The organism is Sphingopyxis sp. RIFCSPHIGHO2_12_FULL_65_19 (assembly GCF_001830555.1).
Taxonomy (GTDB): Bacteria; Pseudomonadota; Alphaproteobacteria; order Sphingomonadales; family Sphingomonadaceae; genus Sphingopyxis.
The window spans coordinates 1-19,725 of the sequence record NZ_MIAM01000058.1 but is presented as its reverse complement, the minus strand read 5'-3'; the positions used below and the strand labels follow the sequence as shown (position 1 = coordinate 19,725).

Sequence of the window (19,725 nt, the reverse complement as noted above, 5' to 3'; positions counted from 1 at the left end):
GCTGCGTGTCGCGCTGGCGGGCATTGGCGTCGTCGGCGGCGGCGTCGTCCGGCTGCTCGAGGCGAACCGCGACCTGATCGCGCGGCGCGCCGGGCGCGCGATCGAAATCGTCGCGGTGTCGGCGCGCGACCGGCACAAGGACCGCGGCATCGACCTGTCGCCCTATCGCTGGGAAGACGATATGGACGCGATCGTCGCCGCCGACGACGTCGATGTCGTCGTCGAAATGATCGGCGGCGCCGACGGATCGGCGCTGACGCTGGCGCGCCGCGCCCTCGGCGCGGGCAAGGCGCTGGTCACCGCGAACAAGGCGATGATCGCGCATCATGGGCTGGACCTCGCGCGGCTGGCCGAGGAACAGGACACGCCGCTGAAATATGAAGCCGCGGTCGCGGGCGGCATCCCGGTGATCAAGGCGATCCGCGAAGGCGCGTCGGCGAACGAGATCGCGCGGGTTTATGGCATCCTTAACGGCACCTGCAATTATATCCTGACGCAAATGGAGCGGAATGGCGCCAGCTTTGCCGACGCGCTCGCCGCCGCGCAGGCGGAGGGTTATGCCGAGGCCGACCCGACCTTCGACGTCGACGGCATCGACGCAGCGCACAAATTGTCGATTCTTGCGGCGCTGTGCTTCGGGACGCGGCTCGACATCGGCGCGGTGACCGCGAACGGCATCCGCGGCCTGATCGCGGCCGATATCCGCGAGGCCGAGGCGCTGGGCCACCGCGTCCGGCTGATCGGCATGGCGGAACGCGACGGAAGGGGGCTCTACCAGCATGTGCAGCCCTGCCTCGTCCCCGCCGACCATCCGCTCGCTTATGTGCCGGGCGCATTGAACGCCGTCGTCGCCGAGGGCAATTTCGTCGGCCGCCTTTTCTTCGAGGGCGCGGGCGCGGGCGCCGGCCCGACCGCGTCGGCGATTGTCGCCGACATCATCGACATTGCGCGCGACGAATATGGCCCGGCCTTTGCGATGCCGGTCGACGCGCTCGACGCCGCCCCGGCCGCCGATGCGGGGGCGCGCGTCGGCAAACATTATGTCCGCCTGATCGTCGAGGACCGGATCGGCGTGCTCGCCGAAATTGCGACGGCGATGCGCGATGCCGGGGTCTCGATCGAAAGCTTCATCCAGCGCGGCACCGATGGCGGGGATGGCGACGCGGACGACCGGGTCGTCATCGCGCTGGTGACGCACGACGGACCGGCCAGCGCCATCCATTCCGCGCTTGCGATCCTGGCCGCGTCGGACCATGTCGTGGGGACCCCGATGCACATGCCGATCCTCGCGCTTTGAACGCCGCTTGAAATCACGCGCGCCGCTGTTACCCCGTGGAACGGGGAATGGGGGGTGGATATGGACATCGACATCAGGCGCGGGCTGGGCGAAGCCTATATGCTGGCGCACCAACATTGGCAGCCGCTGCTCGCCTATGTCGCCCTGGGCGTCGTGGTGCCGTTCCTGCTGCTGTCGAGCGAGCCGATCTTCAACCTGCGCGCGATCCTGGCGATCATCGCCGACCCCTTCACCTATCGCGTCAGCGGGTCGATCACCGGACCGCTCTATCTGATCGGGATCGTTAGCGTCATCGTCTGCGGCGCCATGCTCGCGGCATGGAACGCCATCCTTGCCGAGATGCGCGAGGGCTATATTTCGGAGATCATGTACGGGATGGTCGCCGGCGCGGCGTATCTGGTGGTCAACGCGATCTTTTATTTCGGCGCCGGGATGATCCTGTCGATCCCCATCCTGCTGCTCGGCGGATTTGAGGATATGGAGCGTTTCGGCCTGCCCTTTCTGATCGCGCGCCAGATCCTGTCGGCGCTTGTCAGCGCCTGGCTGAGCGCCCGCTTTTGCCTGGTCGGACCGTTGACGGCGGCGCGCGGAAAGCTGGAGCCGGTGTCGGCGTTCGTCGAATCGTGGCGGCGGACCCGGACGGCGTGGCGACGCCTGTTCGGCCTCTATCTCGCGATTTATGTGCTCACCGCGCTGCTGACCGCCGCACTGCTGGCGCCGCATATCTTCATCGTCCTCAGCACCCCGCAAGGCGGCTTGGCCGACATGGCGATGAGCGGCGGCTGGCTGATCTTCTGGGCTGCCTATTTCCTGATGGTGATCCTGATTCCCGCCGGATTGTATCGCGCATCGGAACGCGGCGCGCCCGCCGAGGTTTTCGCTTAAGGTTCGGGTTCGGGTTCGAGCGGCGCCGGGGTGCCCGTTTCGGGGTCGGTCGCGCGCTTCATGGCCTCGAACTGCGCATTATATTCGGGGCCCGGCTTCATCCGGCCGCCAATCGAAATCCAGTTATACGGCAGCTTGTCGAGCGTCATCGCCTTGGCTTCGGCGCGCGGCAGCTTGGGCGGCGCTTCGCGGCCCTCGTTCGCGATCGCGCGCAGCTCTGGCGTCAGGCGGTGGCGTTCGGTGTCGGTGCCGCAGACGTTGATCGACCCGTCATCGGCGGGTTTGCAGCGCCGGATAGGATCGACCATCTCCTTGGCATTGGCGGCTGCGGCCTCTGCATTGCGCGGCGGCGGCGGGGCTGGCGGCCCCTGCGTCTGCGCCGCCGCTGTCACAGCGGCGACACAGGCGATCGCGAAAGCGGCACCGAATCGGGCGAAGCATTCTCGACAAGTGGCGCGGGCGACCATATGGCGCCCACCATGCCGACGCGGCGGAACAAGTAAAGACGGAGAGTGGCGGACATGACGAATAGCAGCAACCTCGACCGGGTGCTCGTGCTCGAAATGGTGCGCGTCACCGAAGCCGCGGCGATCGCCGCCGCGAAGCTGATCGGCCGCGGCGACGAGAAAGCCGCCGACGCCGCAGCGGTCGAGGCGATGCGGACCGCGTTCAATACCCTCTATATGGACGGCACCATCGTCATCGGCGAAGGCGAACGCGACGAGGCACCGATGCTCTATATCGGCGAAAAGGTCGGCAACGCGCCGGGCAAGGGTCCGAAAATCGACATCGCGGTCGACCCGCTGGAAGGCACGACGATCACCGCCAAGGCCGGCCCCAACGCGCTCGCGGTGCTCGCGATCGCGGAGGAAGGCTGCCTGCTCAACGCCCCCGACGTCTATATGGACAAGCTGGCGGTCGGCGCGGGCTATTCGCCGGGTGTCGTCAATTTCGACAATAGCGTCCGCGAGAATGTCGAGGCCGTCGCGCGCGAAAAGGGCTGCAAACCCGAACAGATCATCGTCTGCGTACTCGACCGCCCGCGCCACGAAGCGATCATCGCCGAGCTGCGCGCCATCGGTTGCGGCGTCGCGCTGATCCCCGACGGCGACGTCGCGGGCGTGATCGCGACGACCAACCCCGAAACCAATATCGACATCTATATGGGGTCGGGCGGCGCGCCCGAAGGCGTGCTTGCCGCGGCGGCGCTGCGCTGCGTCGGCGGCCAGTTCAAGGGCCGCCTGCTGTTCCGCAACGACGACGAGCGGCTGCGCGCGAAAAAGTGGGGGATCGAAGATCTCGACCGCGTCTATGACCTCGAAGACCTTGCCAAGGGCGACGTGATTTTTGCCGCAACGGGGGTCACCGATGGGTCGTTGCTGCGCGGCGTCAAACGTCGCCGCGACGGCGTGATGACCACCGAAACGGTCGTCATGCGCGCCTCGTCGGGCACGGTGCGCTGGGTCAAGGGCGAACATCGGTCGCACTGAAACACGGCGCGCGTCGAACGCCCTGAACCAGGGCGAGCCATGCGGATATAAGCCGAACGCCGATGACTTGCGTCTTCGGCGGCATACCGCTAGGCGGCATGCATTCGCATGGACCCGGTGAAACTCCGGGTGGCTATTCCGGCCGCCGATCCGCCGGACGACATCACACATGAAGATATTTCGCGCCCATGCTGGCGCCATGTGGTTTGTTGTGGAAATCCTATGTTTGGCAGCTTTTCATCCTATCGTCGGCAATGGTTCGCCGACGGCGCCGCGGCGCGCCGCGAGATCCTGGCGGGGATCGTCGTCGCGCTGGCGCTCATTCCCGAAGCGATCGGTTTTTCGATCATCGCCGGGGTCGATCCGCGCGTCGGCCTTTATGCCTCGGTCGCGATCGCCATCGTCATCGCCTTCACGGGCGGCCGCACCGGCATGATCTCGGCCGCAACGGCGGCGGTTGCGGTTCTCGTCATTCCGCTCGTGCGCGAACATGGCGTCGAATATCTGTTTGCCGCCACGATCCTGATGGGGCTGATCCAGATCGTCGCCGGCCTGCTACGGCTCGACCTGCTGATGCAATTCGTCTCGCGATCGGTGATCACCGGCTTCGTCAATGCGCTGGCGATCCTGATTTTCATGGCCCAGTTGCCGCAACTGACGAATGTCGGCTGGGAAACCTATGCAATGGTCGCGGCAGGCCTTGCGATCATCTATCTGTTGCCGCGCCTGACGAAAGCGGTGCCGTCGCCGCTGGTCGCGATCCTGATCCTGTCGGCAATCAGCATCGGTTTGGGTTTGCCGGTCAACACGGTGGGCGACATGGGCAAACTGCCCGAAGGATTGCCCAGTCTGGCAATCCCGAATGTCCCCATCAGCTGGGAAACGCTGCGCATCATCCTGCCCTATTCGGCCACCATGGCCGCGGTCGGCCTGCTCGAAAGCCTGCTCACCGCGCAAATCGTCGATGACATGACCGACACCGACAGCGACAAGCGCCGCGAATGCGCCGGACAGGGCAGCGCGAATATCGTCGCAGCCTTTTTCGGCGGCATGGGCGGCTGCGCGATGATCGGCCAGTCGGTGATCAACGTGACATCGGGTGGCCGCGGACGGCTATCGACCTTCACTGCCGGGGCGTTCCTGCTGTTCCTGCTCGCGGTGCTCGGCCCGTTCGTCGGCCAGGTGCCGATGCCGGCATTGGTCGCGGTGATGATCATGGTCTCGATCGGCACGTTCAGCTGGAATTCGATTCCCAATTTGCGCCGTCATCCCCCGACCTCGTCGGTTGTCATGCTGACGACGGTGATCGTCGTGGTCGCTACGCACGATTTGTCGCTGGGCGTGCTCGCCGGTGTGCTGCTGTCGGGGGTGTTTTTTGCCGGCAAGGTGCGCCGCATGTTTGCGGTCGAGCGCATTATCGCGCCGGGCGGCAAGGCAACCTATCGCGTCACCGGACAGATATTCTTTGCTTCGGTCGATCGCTTCACACGCGCCTTCCAGGCCGAGGACGAGGCCATAAACGTGCTGATCGACGTTTCGGCGGCACATTTCTGGGACATCTCGGCCGTCGGCGCCCTCGATAAAATCATCGCCCGGCTTCGGCGCGAAGGCCGCAGCGTCGAAGTCGTCGGTTATAATCGCGCGAGCGCGGATATTGTCGATCGTTTCGCGCTGCACGACAAGACAGGCGTGGAAATCGGTTTCGCTCCGCATTGACGGAGCAAGGCCGAAACGCTGCCCGCTAAAAAATGCCCGCCGCCAAGCCCTCGGCCAGCGCCGCGCCCAAGTCGCGCGCTTCGTCCAGGCGGCCCGGCGCGATCGTCTTGGGCGCCAGGATCGCCTCGGGCGTCTGCGCGTCGGTGTGGACGATCAACGGGTCCGCCACGCGTTTCAACCGCCAGCCGGTGGCGATGCGGTCGAGCTGGCGCTGGGCGTTTTCGCCGTCGGAACCCGCGCAGATGATGGTTGCATAGGGCCGCCCTTCGAGCCGGCCGAGACACGGATAATAGCAAAGGTCGAACATCTCCTTCATCGCGCCCGACAGGGCGGCGAGATTTTCGGGGCCGATGAAGAGATAACCGCCCGCCGCGATCATCAGGTCGGGCGTGACATCCTGTGCCGCGACAAGCCGCGCCGCCCGACCGGCGCCTGCGGCCGCCGCTTCGGCAAGTGCGTGGCTGCCGCCGGTGCGGCTATGCCAGACGATCAGCAGGTGCGGCGCGGCGGTCATGCCCCGATGCTTGCCAAGCATGGACAGGCGGCGCAAGCTGTCCCCCGACCATGGGGGAGACATGACATGCACCGACTGACCGCCCTGCTGCTCGCCGGCACCCTGCCCTTCGCCGCCGCGGCGCAGGACGCCGCAAGCGAAGTGACGCGTGCCGCACAGGCCGAAATCGCCGCGCGCCTGCCGCTGGACGACCCGCGCGACGAGGCCAATGCGACGCGCGGCAAGCTCGCCGAAATTGCGGACGGGGTTATCACCGACAAGAATGGCAAGGCGGTTTGGGACCGGCGGCCCTACGCTTTCCTCGATACACGCGAAGCACCCGATACGGTCAATCCGTCGCTGTGGCGGCAGGCGCGGCTGAACGCGGTCCACGGATTGTTCGAGGTGGTGCCGGACAAGGTCTGGCAAGTTCGCGGTTATGATCTGTCGGTGATGACGATCATCCGCGGCCAGACGGGGTGGATCGTCGTCGATCCTTTGTTGTCCGAAGAAGCGGCGGCGGCGAGCTGGAAATTATTCGCCGATACGGTCGAGGCGAAATCGGGCAAGCGGCCGATCAAGGCGGTGATCTTTTCGCACAGCCACAGCGACCATTTCGGCGGCGTCGGCGGGATCGTCACGCCCGAACGCGTCAAGGCGGAAAAGATCCGCATCATCGCACCGCACGGTTTTTCCGAGGAAGCGACGTCCGAAAATGTCCTCGCGGGCGCGGCGATGGGCCGGCGCGCGCTTTACATGTTCGGTGCGATCCTGCCCCCGGGGGTGAGAGGCCAGGTCGATACCGGCCTGGGACCGAAACTGTCGTCGGGGACGATCGGCTATATGGAGCCGACCGAGACGGTGAGCGAGAAGGGCGGGACGCTGACCATCGACGGGCTCGCGTTCGATTTCCTCGACGCGGGCGGCACCGAAGCGCCGTCGGAGTTCGTCTTTTACATCCCCGCCTATAAGGCGCTGCACACGACCGAGGTCGTCACCCACAATCTCCACAATATCCTGACGTTGCGCGGGGCGCAGGTGCGCGATGCGTTGCGCTGGTCGAAAGTGATCGACGCGATCCTGCTGAAATGGGGCGGCACGGCCGAGGTCGCGATGGCGTCGCACCATTGGCCGACATGGGGGACGGCCGAGGTGTCGTTGCTGCTGGCGAACCAGCGCGATGCCTATCGTTATGTCCATGATCGCACACTTTTTCTCGCCAACCGCGGCGCGACGCTGCACGAACTCGCCGATGCCACGCCCGAAGCCCCGGTGCAGGCGGCCGACTTTGCGACTCGCGGCTATTATGGCACGCTCAATCACGACATGAAGGCGACCTATCAGCGTTATTTCGGCTGGTGGGATGGCAATCCGGCGAATTTCAACCCGCTGCCGCCCGAACAAAGCGCGCCGAAATATGTCGCACTGGCGGGCGGGGCCGACAAATTGCTGGCTGCGGGCAAGGCGGCGATTGCGGCGGGCGACTATCGCTGGGCGGCCGAGATCCTGAACAAGCTGGTCTTTGCCCAGCCCGACAACCAGGCCGCGCGCGGCGCGCTGGCCTCGGCCTATGACCAGATGGGCTATCAGGCCGAATCGGGCGCGTGGCGGAATTATTATCTCGCGGCCGCCGCGTCGCTGCGCGGCACCGCGGTCGAAAGCCTGTCGGGCAACGGGCAAAGCCGCAGCTTTATCAGCGCCATCCCGACCGCAGTCTTTTTCGACGCGCTGGCGGCGCGGTTCGACGCCGCGAAGGGCGCCGCGCTGAAAGGGACGTTCCAGTTCATTCTGCCCGACAGCAAGGAAACCGTCGCGATCGTCGTCGGCGGCGGGGTCGAGGTGCCGCGATATGGGGTGACCGATGCCGCGCCGACCGCGACGGTGACGCTCGACCGCACGACGCTCGACGATGTGATGCTGGGGCAGGCGCAGTTCCCGGCGCTGATGCAGTCGGGCGCGATCAGGATCGACGGCGACCGCATGGCGTTCCTGTCATGGTTCGCGCTCCATCCCCCGGCCGACCCGCGCTTCAACGTGGTTGTGCCCTAAGGGCGTAACGGACTAACGGAGAACCATGACCGACACCCCCGCCGCGCACCCGACCGATCCGTTCGACCCCGACGCGCTCAACGCCGCCGAGGGGCTGGACCCTGTCGATCCCGCCTATGCCCAGGTGCTGCGCGTCGCAACCGCGCTCAACCTGGTGCCGCTCGCGATCGGCGCCAGCCTGTTCGACGCGCTGCTGATCCGGCAGATCGAGGGGCCATATGGGCTGATCACCGCGCTCGCCTGGCTGATCGCGATCGTCACGATCATCACCTTTCCCTCGCGGCGCGTGTCGCGCTGGGGATACAGGATCGGCGCGGGGCAGCTCCGCGTCGCGCGCGGCTGGCTGTTCCGCACCGACACGATCGTTCCGTTCGTGCGCGTCCAGCATATCGATGTCGGGCAGGGCCCGGTCGAACGCTGGTTCGGCCTGTCGCACCTGGTCGTCCACACATCGGGCACGCACAACAGCACGGTGACGCTGCCCGGCCTCCATAGCGACCTTGCCGCCGCGATGCGCGAGACAATCCGCCGCCACATCCAGACCGACTTCGCATGACCGACACCGCGGCAACCGCGCCCGCCGTCCCGATCATCGACGACGACGCGGGCTGGCAACGGCTGCATCCCGCAACGCTGGCGCTCGCCATCGTCAAGCTTGGGCCGCGCTCGCTCCAGTTCCTGCCCGCGGTCGCGGTGCTCGGCTTTACGAAGAACTGGGCCTATATCGTTCCGGCGATCGCCGCCTTTCTGCTGATTTCGCTGCTCGCCGCCTGGTTTCACTGGCTGCGCTTCCGCTTTCGCGTCGGCGACGACGCGGTGGTGATCGAAAGCGGCGTCCTGGCGCGCCAGCATCGCACGATCCCGTTCGATCGCATCCAGGATGTCAGCATCGAACAGGGGCTGGTGTCGCGCGCGCTGGGCATCGCAAAGGTCGGGTTTGAAACCGGCGCGGGCGGCAAGGAAAATGACGCGAGCCTCGACGCGATCGCGCTCGACGCGGCGCAGGCGCTGCGCACGACGATCCGCGCGCATCGCAGCGACGAGACCCCGGCGCCGGTCGCTGCCGCCGATACGCCCGCAGCGGCGCCCGTCGCCGCCGATCGGCTGCTGTTCGCGATGACCCCGCGCCAGTTGCTGGTCGCGGGGCTGTTCAACTTCTCGCTTGCCGCGCTGGCGGTGGTCGGCGCGGGCATGCAGTTTTTCGATGGCCTGTTGCCATTCGACTTCAACGTCTTCAACCCGATGGACTGGATCGATATCGCCGAGGATTATGGGCTGGACCAATGGCTGCTGGCGCATCGCTGGGTGGCGGGGGTCGGGGCGGCGCTATCGCTGTTGCTGATCGGTTTCGCGAGCGGCATCGCGACGATGCTTTTCGCCAACTGGAATTTCCGCCTGACGCGCGAACCCCGCACGCTGCGCCGCACCCGCGGCCTGACGACGCGCACCGACGTCGCGGTCCCCGTCAAGCGCGTGCAGGCCGCGATCCTCGTGACCGGATGGTTTCGCCAGCGTTTCGGCTGGCACGAATTGCGCCTGCAAAGCCTTGCCAGCGACGGGGAAAAGGAACGCGACCACCAGGTCGTTCCCTTTGCCAAGCTCGACGCGATCGACCCGGTGCTCGCCGAGGTCGCGATCCGCCGTCCCGATGCGGACCAGCCGTGGCAGCAAAGCCATCGCATCGTCGCTCTGGGTCCGGTTATCGGCGCCGCGGGCGCGGCGATCGGGGGTGGCATTGCGCTCTATCTTGGCAACGAGGTCGGCTGGCTCGGCATCGTCGCCGCGCCGGTTATCGGGCTGATTGCCGTCTGGGCCGCGCGCTTCCACCGCTGGGCCGACCTGGGCGACCAGGTCGCGATCCGCCGCGGCGCCTGGAAACCCAAGACCACCCTGCTGCCGCATGCATCGGTGCAAAGCGTCGACCTCAAAAGCGATTTCATCCTGCGCCCGCTCGGGCTTGCGACTCTGGTGTTTGGCGTGCCCGGCGGAAGCGCGCTCGGCGCCCACGAGATTCCGGCGATCCCGGCGGCGACCGCGCGTGACTTGCGGGCCCGCATCCTGACCGCGCGGGCGCGGCCATGAACGACCCCGCCAACAGCCTGGCTTTGGGCATCGCCCGCTCGATCAAGGGCCAACCGTGGCATTGGCGGCGCGCGAGCGCCGACATGGCGTCAGAGAATCTGGCACCCGACGACCTGGTAACGCAATTGCTGCTCGCGCGCGGGGTGGCGCGCGACGATCTGGATCGGCAGCGCACCCCGACGCTGCGTGGCTTCATGCCCGACCCGTCGCTGTTCCGCGACATGGACGCTGCCGCGGCGCGGCTCGCCGACGCGGTCGAATCGGGCGAAGCGGTGACGATTTTTGGCGATTATGACGTCGATGGCGCGACGTCTGCGGCGTTGCTCGTGCGGTTGCTGCGCGACCTCGGGCTGCCCGCTGGCGCCTATATTCCCGACCGCCTGATGGAGGGATATGGCCCCTCGGGCGCGGCGCTGGTCAGGATCGGCGAGGCCGGGTCGAAACTGGTCGTCACCGTCGATTGCGGCGCGCAGGCATTCGACGCGATTGCCGAGGCGAAGGCTGCGGGGGTCGAGGTGATCGTCGTCGATCATCACCAATGCGCGACCACGCTTCCCGACGCGCTGGCGCTGGTCAACCCGAACCGCCTCGACGAGGAACCCGACGCGGCGATTCACGGCAATCTCGCCGCGGTCGGGGTCGCCTTCCTGCTCGGTGCCGCGCTGCTCCGCACCCTGCGCGCGCGCGGATTCTTCGGCCGCCGCGACGAACCCGCGCTGATCGACCTGCTCGATCTGGTCGCGCTGGGCACCGTCGCCGACGTCGCGCGCCTGACCGGCTTCAACCGCGCGCTGGTGACGCAGGGGCTGAAGGTGATGGCGCGGCGCGGCAACACCGGGCTTGCGGCGCTGATGGACGCCGCGCGCCTCTCCAAGCCGCCCAGCGCGAGCGACATGGGCTTTGCGCTCGGCCCGCGAATCAACGCCGGGGGCCGCGTCGGCAAGTCCGACCTGGGGGTGCGGCTGCTGACGACCAGCGACCCGCAGGAAGCCGCCGAGATCGCGCAGGAATTGGGCCGCCTGAACGAGGAACGCCGGGCGATCGAGGCGGCGGTGCTCGAACAGGCGCTCGACGCAAGCGCGGCGTGCGGCAACGCGCCGGTCGCGATCGTCGCGGGGCAAGGCTGGCACCCCGGCGTGATCGGCATCGTCGCCGGGCGCCTGAAGGAACGGCTCCACCGCCCCGCGATCGTCATCGCGGTCGACGATGACGGCGTCGGCAAAGGGTCGGGGCGCTCGATTTCGGGGGTTGACCTGGGCGCCGCGATCCTCGCCGCGAAAGAGACCGGGCTGCTCGTCGCGGGCGGCGGCCACGCGATGGCGGCCGGGCTGACCGTCGCGGCGGACAAGGTCGACGCGCTGGGCATTTTCCTCAACGACCGGCTCGCCGCCGACGTCGAACGCGCGAGCGGCGACAGGTCGCTGCTGATCGACGCGGTGCTCGCGCCGCGCGGCATCAACCCCTTGTGGTGCGATGCGATCGAAAGCGCCGGACCCTATGGCGCCGGCTGGCCCGCGCCGCGTGTCGCGACGGGGCCGGTGCGAATCGTCGAATCGGGGATCGTCGGGACCGACCATGTCCGCCTGATCGTGTCGGGCGACGATGGCGGGCGTTTCAAGGCGGTGGCTTTCCGCAGCGCCGAAACCGAACTTGGGCAGGCGCTGCTCCACGCCCGCGGCGGGCGCAAGCTGTGGCTGGCGGGCCGCGCGAAACGCGACGATTGGGGCAGCCGTCCCGCCGCCGAGCTTCATCTTGAAGACGCCGCATGGGCGGATTGACGGGCGGCCGCGGCCAGCCGGGGGGCCGACGGATTTGCCGCTACGCAACATTTTTGCGCGCGACCCCGCCGCCACGCTTGACCGCACCGGAACGCCCGTCTAAGGCGCCCGCTCACCGAACAGACGGCCCCTTCGTCTAGCGGTCTAGGACGTCGCCCTTTCACGGCGAAAACACGGGTTCGAGTCCCGTAGGGGTCACCATCGGCACGGCGCGCGGTCGGCGCGCCCCTTCGCAAAATTCCGACCGTCAACGGCCCCTTCGTCTAGCGGTCAGGACGCGGCCCTCTCACGGCTGAAACACGGGTTCGATTCCCGTAGGGGTCACCAAAATCCGCGCCGCCTGCCGCAGCTGTCGGCAACCCCGGACGCCAAAGCGATCCGGAATGGCGCCGTTGCCGATCGTTTCGCCCTGTCCGTCGAGCGCCCGTGCAGGCAGCACAGAGCGGTGACCGACATCGGGGGCCATATCCATCTTGTCCTGCCCGACGCGACCGAGCGCGCGGCCTGTTTCCGCGCGCTGGCGGCGGGGACCGAGCGCATCGTGCGCAGCTTTGCCAGCGCCGACGCCTGGATCGAGGCCGCGGGCGAGGATTCATGTGGCATCCTGCTCTTTCATTGGCGCCAGCCGGGCACGGCCGACGGTGCGACGCTGCTCGGCCGCGTGGCGGCGCGGGCTGGCATCGCGGCCTTCGTGGCCGCCGAACAGCTGAGTATCGCCGAATCGCGCGCGATCCTGTGCGGCGGCGCGCGCGACCTTTTGCCTGCGCCGCTCGACCCGCGGCTCGTCCGCCGGACGGTCGATGCCGCGCTGGCCGAATGGCGCCTGCACCAGATCGCGCGCGATCGGCATCGCGAGGCCGAGGCGCGGCTGGCGGCGCTGACCCCGCGCGAGCGCGACATATTGGCGGCGATTGCGGCGGGGCTTGGCAACAAGGCCATCGCGCGCCGGCTCGACCTCAGTCCGCGAACGGTCGAAGTGCACCGCGCGAACATCATGCGCCGCGCCGGGGCGGGCAATGTCGCCGAACTGTTGCGGTTACAATTTATCGCCGAGTTGGCGCATGGCGCGCCGACGAACCAGGTCCGTTTCGGTGCATGATCGCGGCAGAAGCCGGCCACGAACCCGATGGCGCGCCTATAAGGGATAGGAACGGCGCACCGCCCTTGAGTTGGTCCCCATGGGCGCTGCCGTTCACCCGCACATGGTCAACCCCACCTGACCATGTGCGAACGACAGGGCCGGCAGAGAATGTTCCTTCTCTGCCGGCCCTTTTGTCGTCAGCCGATCATGCGCGGACGACCAGCGCGCGCTGTTCGGCACGGCCCATCGAGAGCAGGATCGGGTCCGACGCCTGTCGGGCCATGAAGTCGGCCTTGCCCGCAATCCCCTGCCAGCCGATGCCGATCAGCGACTGCGCGATCGCGCCGCCCAGCGTGTCGCCGGGACCGGGCAGGATGATGACGTCGGGGGCATATTCCTTGACCGCGACCTGGACCGAGAGCGCGAAGTCGTAGGGCGCGAGAATCTGGTGGCCGAACGTATAATCCCACAATGCGGCGGGATCGCTGGCGAAGCGCCGCCAGATGTGGCCGCGGCCATCGATCATCGGGATCGCGGGCGCATCGAAAAGCGCGGGCGGAAGCTCGGCCTTCGCCTTGTCCGAACTGCCGAACATCAGCGGGGTGTGGAAAGGACCGTGACCGGCAAGACGAAGCGGGTCGCGGCCGGGGGTCGGCGGCGCTTCGGCAAGGAGCGCGGCGAGCCCGTCCTCATTGCCCGCGACCACCAACATGCCGGCAAGGTCGATCGAAAGCGCCAGCGCATGGCCGGGGCGCGCGGCGATGGCATCGACGGCCTCGAAGAGCCGGTCGCGAAGACCCGGAACGGGGCGCCAGTCCTCGTCGACGACCTGGAGGAGGATTTGCCCGCCGGGGCCATGGGTCTGGCTGTTGAGGCCCATCGCGTTGCTGATGCGAAAGCCGTCGTCGACCGACACGGCGCCGCCCAGGGCCAGCGCGCTGTACCAGCCCATCGAATTGCCTGCGACGGCGACAATGTCGAACCTGTCGCGGTCGATCGAAAGATAATCGAGCGCGGTCGCGGCGTAGATGAGCGGCGCCGCGACGTCGCCGCGCATGTGCGTCGCGACGCTGAATCGGTCGGCGCCGTCGAGTTCGGTAACCGTCGGCTGTTCACGGGCGCGGCGCTGCGCGTCGAAATTCGCGATCTGCTCGGCGAAGCGGGCGCCGTGCAGCCGCGCAATGCTGCCCAGCTCGCCCTTGCCATAGGTTCCGCGGCCGGGGGCGACGACGAGCGCGGTTTTGCGCGCGCTCATGCCAAGAGCTCCTTCGCGGCGGCAACGATGCTGTCGCGGCTCGGCAGGGTCAGCGTCGCGGCCTTGCCCAGCGGGATGAAACTGTCGTCGGCGGCAATGCGCGCGACCTTCTTCTCCGGCACTCGCTCGACGAACAGCGCCATCAGCGCCTCGCTCTGCGATCCGGTGATACGGCATTCGTCGACGATCAGGATGCGCTTGGCATCGCCGACCGCAGCAACCAGCTTGTCCGCATCGACCGGGCCGAGCCAGCGCAGGTCGATCACGCGCGCCCTGACGCCTTCGGCGGCGAGCAATTTCTCCGCCTGCCGCGACAGATAATATCCATTGCCGTAAGTGACGATGGCGAGGTCGCTGCCGTCGCCATGGACGCCGACATCGCCGAAAGCGATCCGCGCGCCGTCGCCGGGGGACCCGTAGACACTCGTCCACAGGCCATCGCCTTCTTCGTGCAGATCGCGGGTCATGTAGAGCGCGATCGGTTCGACGAAGACGACGACGCGCTGCTCCTCGCGCGCCAGCCGCACGCATTCGCGCAGCATCGCCACCGCGTCGCGGCCGTTCGACGGCACCGCGAGGATGACGCCCGGAATATCGCGAAAGACCGCGAGGCTGTTGTCGTTGTGGAAATGGCCGCCGAAGCCCTTCTGGTAACCGAGCCCTGCGATACGGATCACCATCGGGTTGGTATATTGGCCGTCGGAGAAGAAGCTGAGCGTCGCCGCCTCGCCGCGGATCTGGTCCTCCGCATTGTGGACATAGGCGAGAAACTGGATCTCGGGCATGGGCAAAAAGCCGTTGTGCGCCATGCCGATCGCAAGGCCGAGGATCGCCTGTTCGTCGAGCAAGGTGTTGACAACGCGCGCCGAACCAAAGCGCTGGTGGAGCTTGGCGGTGACATTATAGACCCCGCCTTTCGGCCCGACATCCTCGCCCATCACGGCGATTTCCGGGTAGGCGAGCATCAGGTCGGCGAGCGCCCAGGAAAGAAGCCGCGCCATGTGCATCGGCTTGTCCATCGCCTGCGCGTCGCTGCCGAACATTGCCTTGCGATCTTCGTCGGAGGGGGCGTTGGCGCGCGTCACCGCGCGCTTCGGCGGGATCAGGCTTTGCATCACATGCGCGGCGGTGGTGATCTTCGGGCGCAGGATCGCCGCTTCGGCCTGCCGCGCCAGCGTGACGCCGATCTCTTCATACGCGTCAGCGATTTCGGCGGGCGACATCCAGCCCTGTTCGGCCATCAGCGCCGCGCCCTTGAGCAGCGGGTCGCGTGCCTCGTCGGCCTCGATCAGCGCTTTGGGCAGATAAGCGCCCTGGACGTCCGAACCGGCGTGACCATAAAGCCGCACCGTCGCCATGTGCAGGAACACCGGCTTGCGCGTGCGCCGCGCATAATCGGCGGCTTCCTTCGCCCCGGCATAGGCCGCGGCGAGGTCGGTGCCGTCGCACTGGATATAATGGAGCCCCGCGCGGTGGCGGAACTGCGCCTCGATCCAGCCGGTCGGGGTGCGCGTCGAAATGCCGATGCCATTGTCCTCGCACAGAAAGATCAGCGGCATGGGAGAACCCTGGAAAGCCGCCCAACCCGCAGTGTTGAACGCGCCCTGCGCGGTCGAATGGTTCGCCGATGCGTCGCCGAAGCTGGTCAGCACCACCGCGTCGTCGGGCAGCGGCAGATCCTTCATTCCCTGCCGCCGCGCAATGCCGATCGAAAAGGCGGCGCCCACCGCCTTGGGCAAATGCGATGCGATCGTCGAGGTTTGTGGCGGGATATTGAGCGGCTTCGATCCGATCACCTTGTGCCGCCCGCCCGAAATCGGGTCTTCGCTCGACGCCGCAAAGCTGAGTAACATGTCCCAGGTCGGCGTCCCGCCCGGCATCTGGCGTGCGCGGTGCAGTTGGAAGGCGTTCGAGCGATAGTGGAGGAACGCCATGTCGGTGACGCGCAGCGCCGCGGCGACCGCGGCATTGCCTTCATGCCCCGACGACCCGATGGTGTAGAAACCCTCGCCCCGCGCCTGCAGATGGCGCGACAGCCGGTCCATCTGGCGGCTGGTCAGCTGCGACAGGAAAATGTCGGTCGCCTCGGCGCGCGACAGGCCGATGAGCGCGGCATCGGGGGCATCGCCGCGGCCGGGCAGCCGACCTGTCGCAAGCGCCGCAAGAAATTTCTCATGTACCGCCTGCGCCGCGTCCACCTGTCTCTCCTGTCACGCGGCCTCCGGTTACACGCGTAACGACCCGGCCGATTTTGCCGCGCGCTAGAACGGGGCCGTCTTGCGCGCAAGCATCTCTTGCCTTGCCGCGCCCGCTCGCGCTACCACCATATTCGATGCACGATCGGGGCGGGGCCATCTTTTCAACATGATATCCTTGTGGATCGCCCAGGCGTCGGCAGCGGCCGAACCGTCGAGCAGCGACACCGGCGGAGGATGGCTGCTCGATCCCGAGCTTGTCGATCCCGGCTATAGCCAGACGGTTTCGGGCGGCGAGATTCAGACCGCCTTTCCGCCCCCGCCGCCGCCTTCCGCGCCGACCCCCGAATGGCTGCAATCGCTGTTCGGGGCGATCGGGCGATTCTTTGAATGGAGCGCGCCCGCCGCCAAGCCACTGATGTGGATCACCGTTGCCGCTATCCTGCTGTTCCTCCTCTATCATTTTGTCCCCTCGTTCGCGCGCTGGGTCGACGATCTGCGCGGGCGCCGCAAAGCCGGCGATGCCAATGCCGTGGACCATGTCGGGCAGGCCGAGGCGGGCGCAGCACGCGCACTGCTCGCCGAGGCTGACGCGCTTGCCGCCGACGGCCGCTTTGCCGAGGCGGTGCATTTGCTGCTCTACCGCAGTGTCGAGGATATCGACGGACGGCGCCCGGGCCTCGTCAAGCCTGCGATGACATCGCGCGACCTTGCCGACGCGGAAGGCCTGCCATCGGTAGCGCGCGGCGCGTTCAGCCGCATCGCGCGGGCGGTCGAGATCAGCCTGTTTGGCGGACGCGCGATCGACGCTGGGGCGTGGCAGCAATGTCGCGCCGCTTATGCCGAGCTGACCGTTGCGAAAAATTGGGCGCCGGCATGAGCGACGCGGCCGCCGATCATGGCTTCAACCCCCGACTGATCGCCGCGGTAGTGGCGATCGGGGTGGTCGCTTTCGTCGCATTATGGGCGCTCATCGCGCTCGCCCCGCAAATCAGCAGCGGCAATGACGGCGGCGGCCACGCGCTGTCGAAGGCAGCGCCCGGCTATGCCGGCATCGTCGATCTTGCCGAGCGCGCGGGCGCCAGGGTCGAACTGCGTCGCAGCGTCGAAACGACCAATTACGAAGATCACGACCCCTTGCTGGTGCTAACCCCGACGCACCGCACCCGCGCGACCGAGATCGCCGAACTGATCGACGCCGACGGCAGCGCCCCGGTGCTCCTCGTGCTGCCGAAATGGCAGACGGTGGCGGTGCCCGGACAGACGCCGAAACCCGGCTGGGTCAGTGGGGGCCTTGCCGTCCGGCCGCCAGCCAAGATGCTGCCGTCCGCGCATTTCGGAAAGATCGAAATCAAAGCGGCGCCCGGCAAGGCACAGTCGGTGCCCGCGAACATCACCGGCCATCTCTTCACCGCGATGCTACCCGGCCATGTCCAGACCGTGTCGGGCGAAAATCTGGAAACCCTGATCGCGGCGCCGGGCGGCGGGGCCGTGCTGGCGCAAGTTGGCGGCCGCGACCTTTACATCCTCGCCGACCCCGACCTCATCAACAATCTTGCCTTTGCATCGAGTGAAAGGGCCCGCGCAGCGGTCACGCTAATCGATGCGGTCGCAGAATATGCCGACGCCGACGCCCTGGCCTTCGACGTCACGCTCAACGGCTTTGGCGGCCAGCGATCGCTGCTCCGCTTCGCCTTCGTGCCGCCCTTCATCGGCATCACCCTGTGCCTGATCGCGGCGGGCCTGCTGGCGCTGTGGCAGGCATGGACACGCTTCGGCCCCGCGCTGCGCCCCGGGCGCGCAATCCCGGTGTCAAAGGCAGCGTTGATCGCGAACAGCGCCGACCTGATCCGGCAGGCCCGCCGCGAGCTCGACGGTGCCGACGCCTATGTAAAAAGCCAGCGCACCGCGATCGCCCGGCGGCTGCACGCGCCCGGCGGGCTCGACGACGAAGCGACCGACGCGTGGATCGACAAACATCTGCGCCGCGGCAGCGAATCATTTTCCGCGCTCGCACGGCGCCTGCCGCTTGCGCGCAACACCCATGAATTTCTGGCAGACGCGCAGGCGCTGCATGACATCAGGAAGGATCTATTGCGTGACAGCTAATCCCGTCGAAAGCGTCCAGGCGCTTGGCGCCGCGATCGAGAGCGAGGTCGCCAAGGTGGTGTTCGGACAGGGCCCACTCACCCGCATGGTGACGATTGCGCTGCTCGCGGGCGGTCATGTCCTGCTCGAAGGGCCGCCGGGAACCGCAAAAACGCTGCTTGCCCAGGCCTTTGCCCGCGCGACGGGACTGGCGTTCGGCCGCATCCAATTCACTCCCGACCTGATGCCGGGCGACATTTTGGGATCGAACCTGTTCAATTTCCAGACGTCGAGCTTCACCCTGACCAAGGGGCCGATCTTTACCGAACTGCTGCTCGCCGACGAAATCAACCGCACCCCGCCCAAGACGCAAGCTGCGCTATTGGAAGCTATGCAGGAACGGCGCGTGACGATCAATGGCGAGCCGCATGGCATGAGCCCGCGTTTCACCGTGCTCGCGACGCAGAATCCGATCGAACAGCAGGGCGTCTACCCGCTGCCCGAAGCGCAGCTCGACCGCTTCCTGTTCAAGCTGGTCGTCGATTATCCCGACGCCGCCGAGGAACGCCGCATCGTCGCCGACCATGGCGGACGCTTCAAAAGTCCGGCTGTTGCCGATTTCGGGGTGACCGAGGTAGCCGACGCCAGGGCGATCGAAGCCGCGATCGACACCATCGCGACCGTCCGGCTGGCCGACGAGATTGTCGATTATATCGTCCGCCTTGTCCGCGCGACGCGTGAGAGTGCCGACCTGGAATGCGGTGCCAGCCCACGCGCCGCGACGCTGCTGGCCCGCGCCGCTTGCGCCGCGGCGGCGCTCGACGGGCGCGACTATGTGATTCCCGACGATGTGCAGCGGCTCGCCGCAGGCGTCCTGCGCCACCGCGTCATCCTGTCGGCAGCCGCCGAGATCGAAGGCCGCAATGTCGAACAGGTCGTCGCCGCACTGCTCGAACGCGAGGAAGTCCCCCGGTGATCTATCCGACCCGCCGGGCGATTTACCTGCTGCTGCTGGGCGCCCCGATGGCGCTCGCGCTCGGGCTTGTCCGGCCCGAGCTGTGGTTGGTGGCGCCCGGCTGGATCTCCGTGATCCTTGCTTGCCTGATTGTCGACACGATCACCGGGGCAAACCCGCGCCACCTGTCACTCGACGCGCGCTTTCCGCCAAAGGTCGGGGTCGGCGATCCGTTCGACCTGTCGCTGGCTGCGGCCGCCTCAGCACTGCCGCGGCGCGCCGAGATCGCGCTGGCGCTCGACGAACGGCTGGCCGACGGCGGGCGGCTGGCCGCCGATATGCACAAATCGGCCGATGCCAA

The 19,725-nt window shown here is 67.3% G+C and carries 16 protein-coding genes, 2 tRNA genes, 1 pseudogene and 1 other annotated feature; of the genes and pseudogenes, 15 read left to right on the top strand and 4 right to left on the bottom strand.

Features of this window, described 5'->3' with window-relative positions; translation table 11 throughout:
* Position 1: 1 nt before the first annotated feature.
* Both A3E77_RS16340 and A3E77_RS16335 read left to right on the top strand, forming a co-directional pair.
* Positions 2-1,297 (top strand): homoserine dehydrogenase, encoded by a 1,296-nt coding sequence (locus tag A3E77_RS16340; protein WP_293647867.1) that lies wholly within the window; start codon positions 2-4, stop codon positions 1,295-1,297.
* 60 nt (positions 1,298-1,357) lie between these two features.
* A complete protein-coding gene (locus A3E77_RS16335; protein ID WP_293647865.1) occupies positions 1,358-2,182 on the top strand; it encodes a hypothetical protein in 825 nt (274 codons plus the stop codon).
* Here A3E77_RS16335 and A3E77_RS16330 read toward each other — a convergent pair.
* Positions 2,179-2,490: a hypothetical protein gene (locus tag A3E77_RS16330; protein ID WP_293647863.1), complete on the bottom strand. Its 312-nt coding sequence runs from the start codon at positions 2,488-2,490 to the stop codon at positions 2,179-2,181. The genes A3E77_RS16335 and A3E77_RS16330 overlap by 4 nt on opposite strands.
* A 213-nt stretch (positions 2,491-2,703) precedes the next feature.
* On the opposite strand from A3E77_RS16330, the gene glpX reads away from it, so the two are divergent.
* Positions 2,704-3,672, top strand: coding sequence for a class II fructose-bisphosphatase (glpX, locus tag A3E77_RS16325; protein ID WP_293647861.1), 969 nt, complete (start codon positions 2,704-2,706; stop codon positions 3,670-3,672).
* Positions 3,673-3,779: 107 nt separating this feature from the next.
* Positions 3,780-3,835: a sequence feature (sul1 is cis-regulatory element that is thought to sense ions involved in sulfur or methionine metabolism; They are found in Alphaproteobacteria), on the top strand.
* A gap of 59 nt (positions 3,836-3,894) precedes the next feature.
* On the top strand, positions 3,895-5,388 hold the full coding sequence (locus A3E77_RS16320) for a SulP family inorganic anion transporter (protein WP_293647859.1): 1,494 nt from the start codon (positions 3,895-3,897) through the stop codon (positions 5,386-5,388).
* A 25-nt stretch (positions 5,389-5,413) separates the two neighbouring features.
* On the opposite strand, the gene A3E77_RS16315 is transcribed toward A3E77_RS16320, so the two are convergent.
* Positions 5,414-5,902: a flavodoxin family protein gene (locus A3E77_RS16315; RefSeq protein ID WP_293647857.1), complete on the bottom strand. Its 489-nt coding sequence runs from the start codon at positions 5,900-5,902 to the stop codon at positions 5,414-5,416.
* A gap of 66 nt (positions 5,903-5,968) precedes the next feature.
* Between A3E77_RS16315 and A3E77_RS16310 the strand changes: the two genes are divergently transcribed.
* The 7 genes from A3E77_RS16310 to A3E77_RS16280 all read left to right on the top strand — a co-directional run bounded on the left by A3E77_RS16310 (position 5,969) and on the right by A3E77_RS16280 (position 12,889).
* Positions 5,969-7,930: an alkyl/aryl-sulfatase gene (locus tag A3E77_RS16310; protein ID WP_293647855.1), complete on the top strand. Its 1,962-nt coding sequence runs from the start codon at positions 5,969-5,971 to the stop codon at positions 7,928-7,930.
* Between the two features lie 25 nt (positions 7,931-7,955).
* Positions 7,956-8,486: a PH domain-containing protein gene (locus A3E77_RS16305; protein WP_293647853.1), complete on the top strand. Its 531-nt coding sequence runs from the start codon at positions 7,956-7,958 to the stop codon at positions 8,484-8,486.
* The gene (locus tag A3E77_RS16300) at positions 8,483-10,012 is read left to right on the top strand and encodes a PH domain-containing protein (protein WP_293647851.1); all 1,530 of its coding nucleotides are present in this window, start codon (positions 8,483-8,485) and stop codon (positions 10,010-10,012) included. The genes A3E77_RS16305 and A3E77_RS16300 overlap by 4 nt, the downstream gene beginning before the upstream one ends.
* The gene (gene recJ, locus A3E77_RS16295) at positions 10,009-11,790 is read left to right on the top strand and encodes a single-stranded-DNA-specific exonuclease RecJ (RefSeq protein ID WP_293647849.1); all 1,782 of its coding nucleotides are present in this window, start codon (positions 10,009-10,011) and stop codon (positions 11,788-11,790) included. The genes A3E77_RS16300 and recJ overlap by 4 nt, the downstream gene beginning before the upstream one ends.
* A gap of 125 nt (positions 11,791-11,915) precedes the next feature.
* A tRNA-Glu gene (locus tag A3E77_RS16290) sits at positions 11,916-11,991 on the top strand.
* Positions 11,992-12,042: 51 nt separating this feature from the next.
* Positions 12,043-12,117, top strand: a tRNA-Glu gene (locus A3E77_RS16285).
* A 118-nt stretch (positions 12,118-12,235) separates the two neighbouring features.
* On the top strand, positions 12,236-12,889 hold the full coding sequence (locus tag A3E77_RS16280; protein ID WP_293647847.1) for a response regulator transcription factor: 654 nt from the start codon (positions 12,236-12,238) through the stop codon (positions 12,887-12,889).
* Positions 12,890-13,076: 187 nt separating this feature from the next.
* On the opposite strand, the gene A3E77_RS16275 is transcribed toward A3E77_RS16280, so the two are convergent.
* Positions 13,077-14,126 (bottom strand): ACP S-malonyltransferase, encoded by a 1,050-nt coding sequence (locus A3E77_RS16275; RefSeq protein WP_293647845.1) that lies wholly within the window; start codon positions 14,124-14,126, stop codon positions 13,077-13,079.
* Positions 14,123-16,324, bottom strand: a complete 2,202-nt coding sequence (locus A3E77_RS16270; protein WP_293647843.1) for a thiamine pyrophosphate-dependent enzyme — start codon at positions 16,322-16,324, stop codon at positions 14,123-14,125. Before A3E77_RS16270 ends, A3E77_RS16275 begins: the two co-directional genes overlap by 4 nt.
* A gap of 166 nt (positions 16,325-16,490) precedes the next feature.
* Between A3E77_RS16270 and A3E77_RS16265 the strand changes: the two genes are divergently transcribed.
* From A3E77_RS16265 to A3E77_RS16250, 4 genes and pseudogenes are all read left to right on the top strand, one after another.
* Positions 16,491-17,201 (top strand): DUF4129 domain-containing protein, encoded by a 711-nt coding sequence (locus A3E77_RS16265; RefSeq protein WP_293647841.1) that lies wholly within the window; start codon positions 16,491-16,493, stop codon positions 17,199-17,201.
* Complete coding sequence (locus tag A3E77_RS16260) at positions 17,198-18,430, top strand: DUF4350 domain-containing protein (RefSeq protein WP_293647839.1); 1,233 nt, start codon at positions 17,198-17,200, stop codon at positions 18,428-18,430. Before A3E77_RS16265 ends, A3E77_RS16260 begins: the two co-directional genes overlap by 4 nt.
* On the top strand, positions 18,420-19,385 hold the full coding sequence (locus tag A3E77_RS16255; protein WP_293647837.1) for an AAA family ATPase: 966 nt from the start codon (positions 18,420-18,422) through the stop codon (positions 19,383-19,385). The genes A3E77_RS16260 and A3E77_RS16255 overlap by 11 nt, the downstream gene beginning before the upstream one ends.
* Positions 19,382-19,725, top strand: a pseudogene (locus A3E77_RS16250) (DUF58 domain-containing protein); the annotation flags it as partial. The gene A3E77_RS16255 and the pseudogene A3E77_RS16250, both read left to right, overlap by 4 nt.

Coding starts and splice junctions, on each gene's coding strand:
- A3E77_RS16335 (WP_293647865.1), top strand. CDS start 1,358: ATGGACATCGACATCAGGCGCGGGCTGGGCGAAGCCTATATGCTGGCG.
- A3E77_RS16330 (WP_293647863.1), bottom strand. CDS start 2,490: ATGGTCGATCCTATCCGGCGCTGCAAACCCGCCGATGACGGGTCGATC.
- glpX (WP_293647861.1), top strand. CDS start 2,704: ATGACGAATAGCAGCAACCTCGACCGGGTGCTCGTGCTCGAAATGGTG.
- A3E77_RS16320 (WP_293647859.1), top strand. CDS start 3,895: ATGTTTGGCAGCTTTTCATCCTATCGTCGGCAATGGTTCGCCGACGGC.
- A3E77_RS16315 (WP_293647857.1), bottom strand. CDS start 5,902: ATGACCGCCGCGCCGCACCTGCTGATCGTCTGGCATAGCCGCACCGGC.
- A3E77_RS16310 (WP_293647855.1), top strand. CDS start 5,969: ATGCACCGACTGACCGCCCTGCTGCTCGCCGGCACCCTGCCCTTCGCC.
- A3E77_RS16305 (WP_293647853.1), top strand. CDS start 7,956: ATGACCGACACCCCCGCCGCGCACCCGACCGATCCGTTCGACCCCGAC.
- A3E77_RS16300 (WP_293647851.1), top strand. CDS start 8,483: ATGACCGACACCGCGGCAACCGCGCCCGCCGTCCCGATCATCGACGAC.
- recJ (WP_293647849.1), top strand. CDS start 10,009: ATGAACGACCCCGCCAACAGCCTGGCTTTGGGCATCGCCCGCTCGATC.
- A3E77_RS16275 (WP_293647845.1), bottom strand. CDS start 14,126: ATGAGCGCGCGCAAAACCGCGCTCGTCGTCGCCCCCGGCCGCGGAACC.
- A3E77_RS16265 (WP_293647841.1), top strand. CDS start 16,491: ATGATATCCTTGTGGATCGCCCAGGCGTCGGCAGCGGCCGAACCGTCG.
- A3E77_RS16260 (WP_293647839.1), top strand. CDS start 17,198: ATGAGCGACGCGGCCGCCGATCATGGCTTCAACCCCCGACTGATCGCC.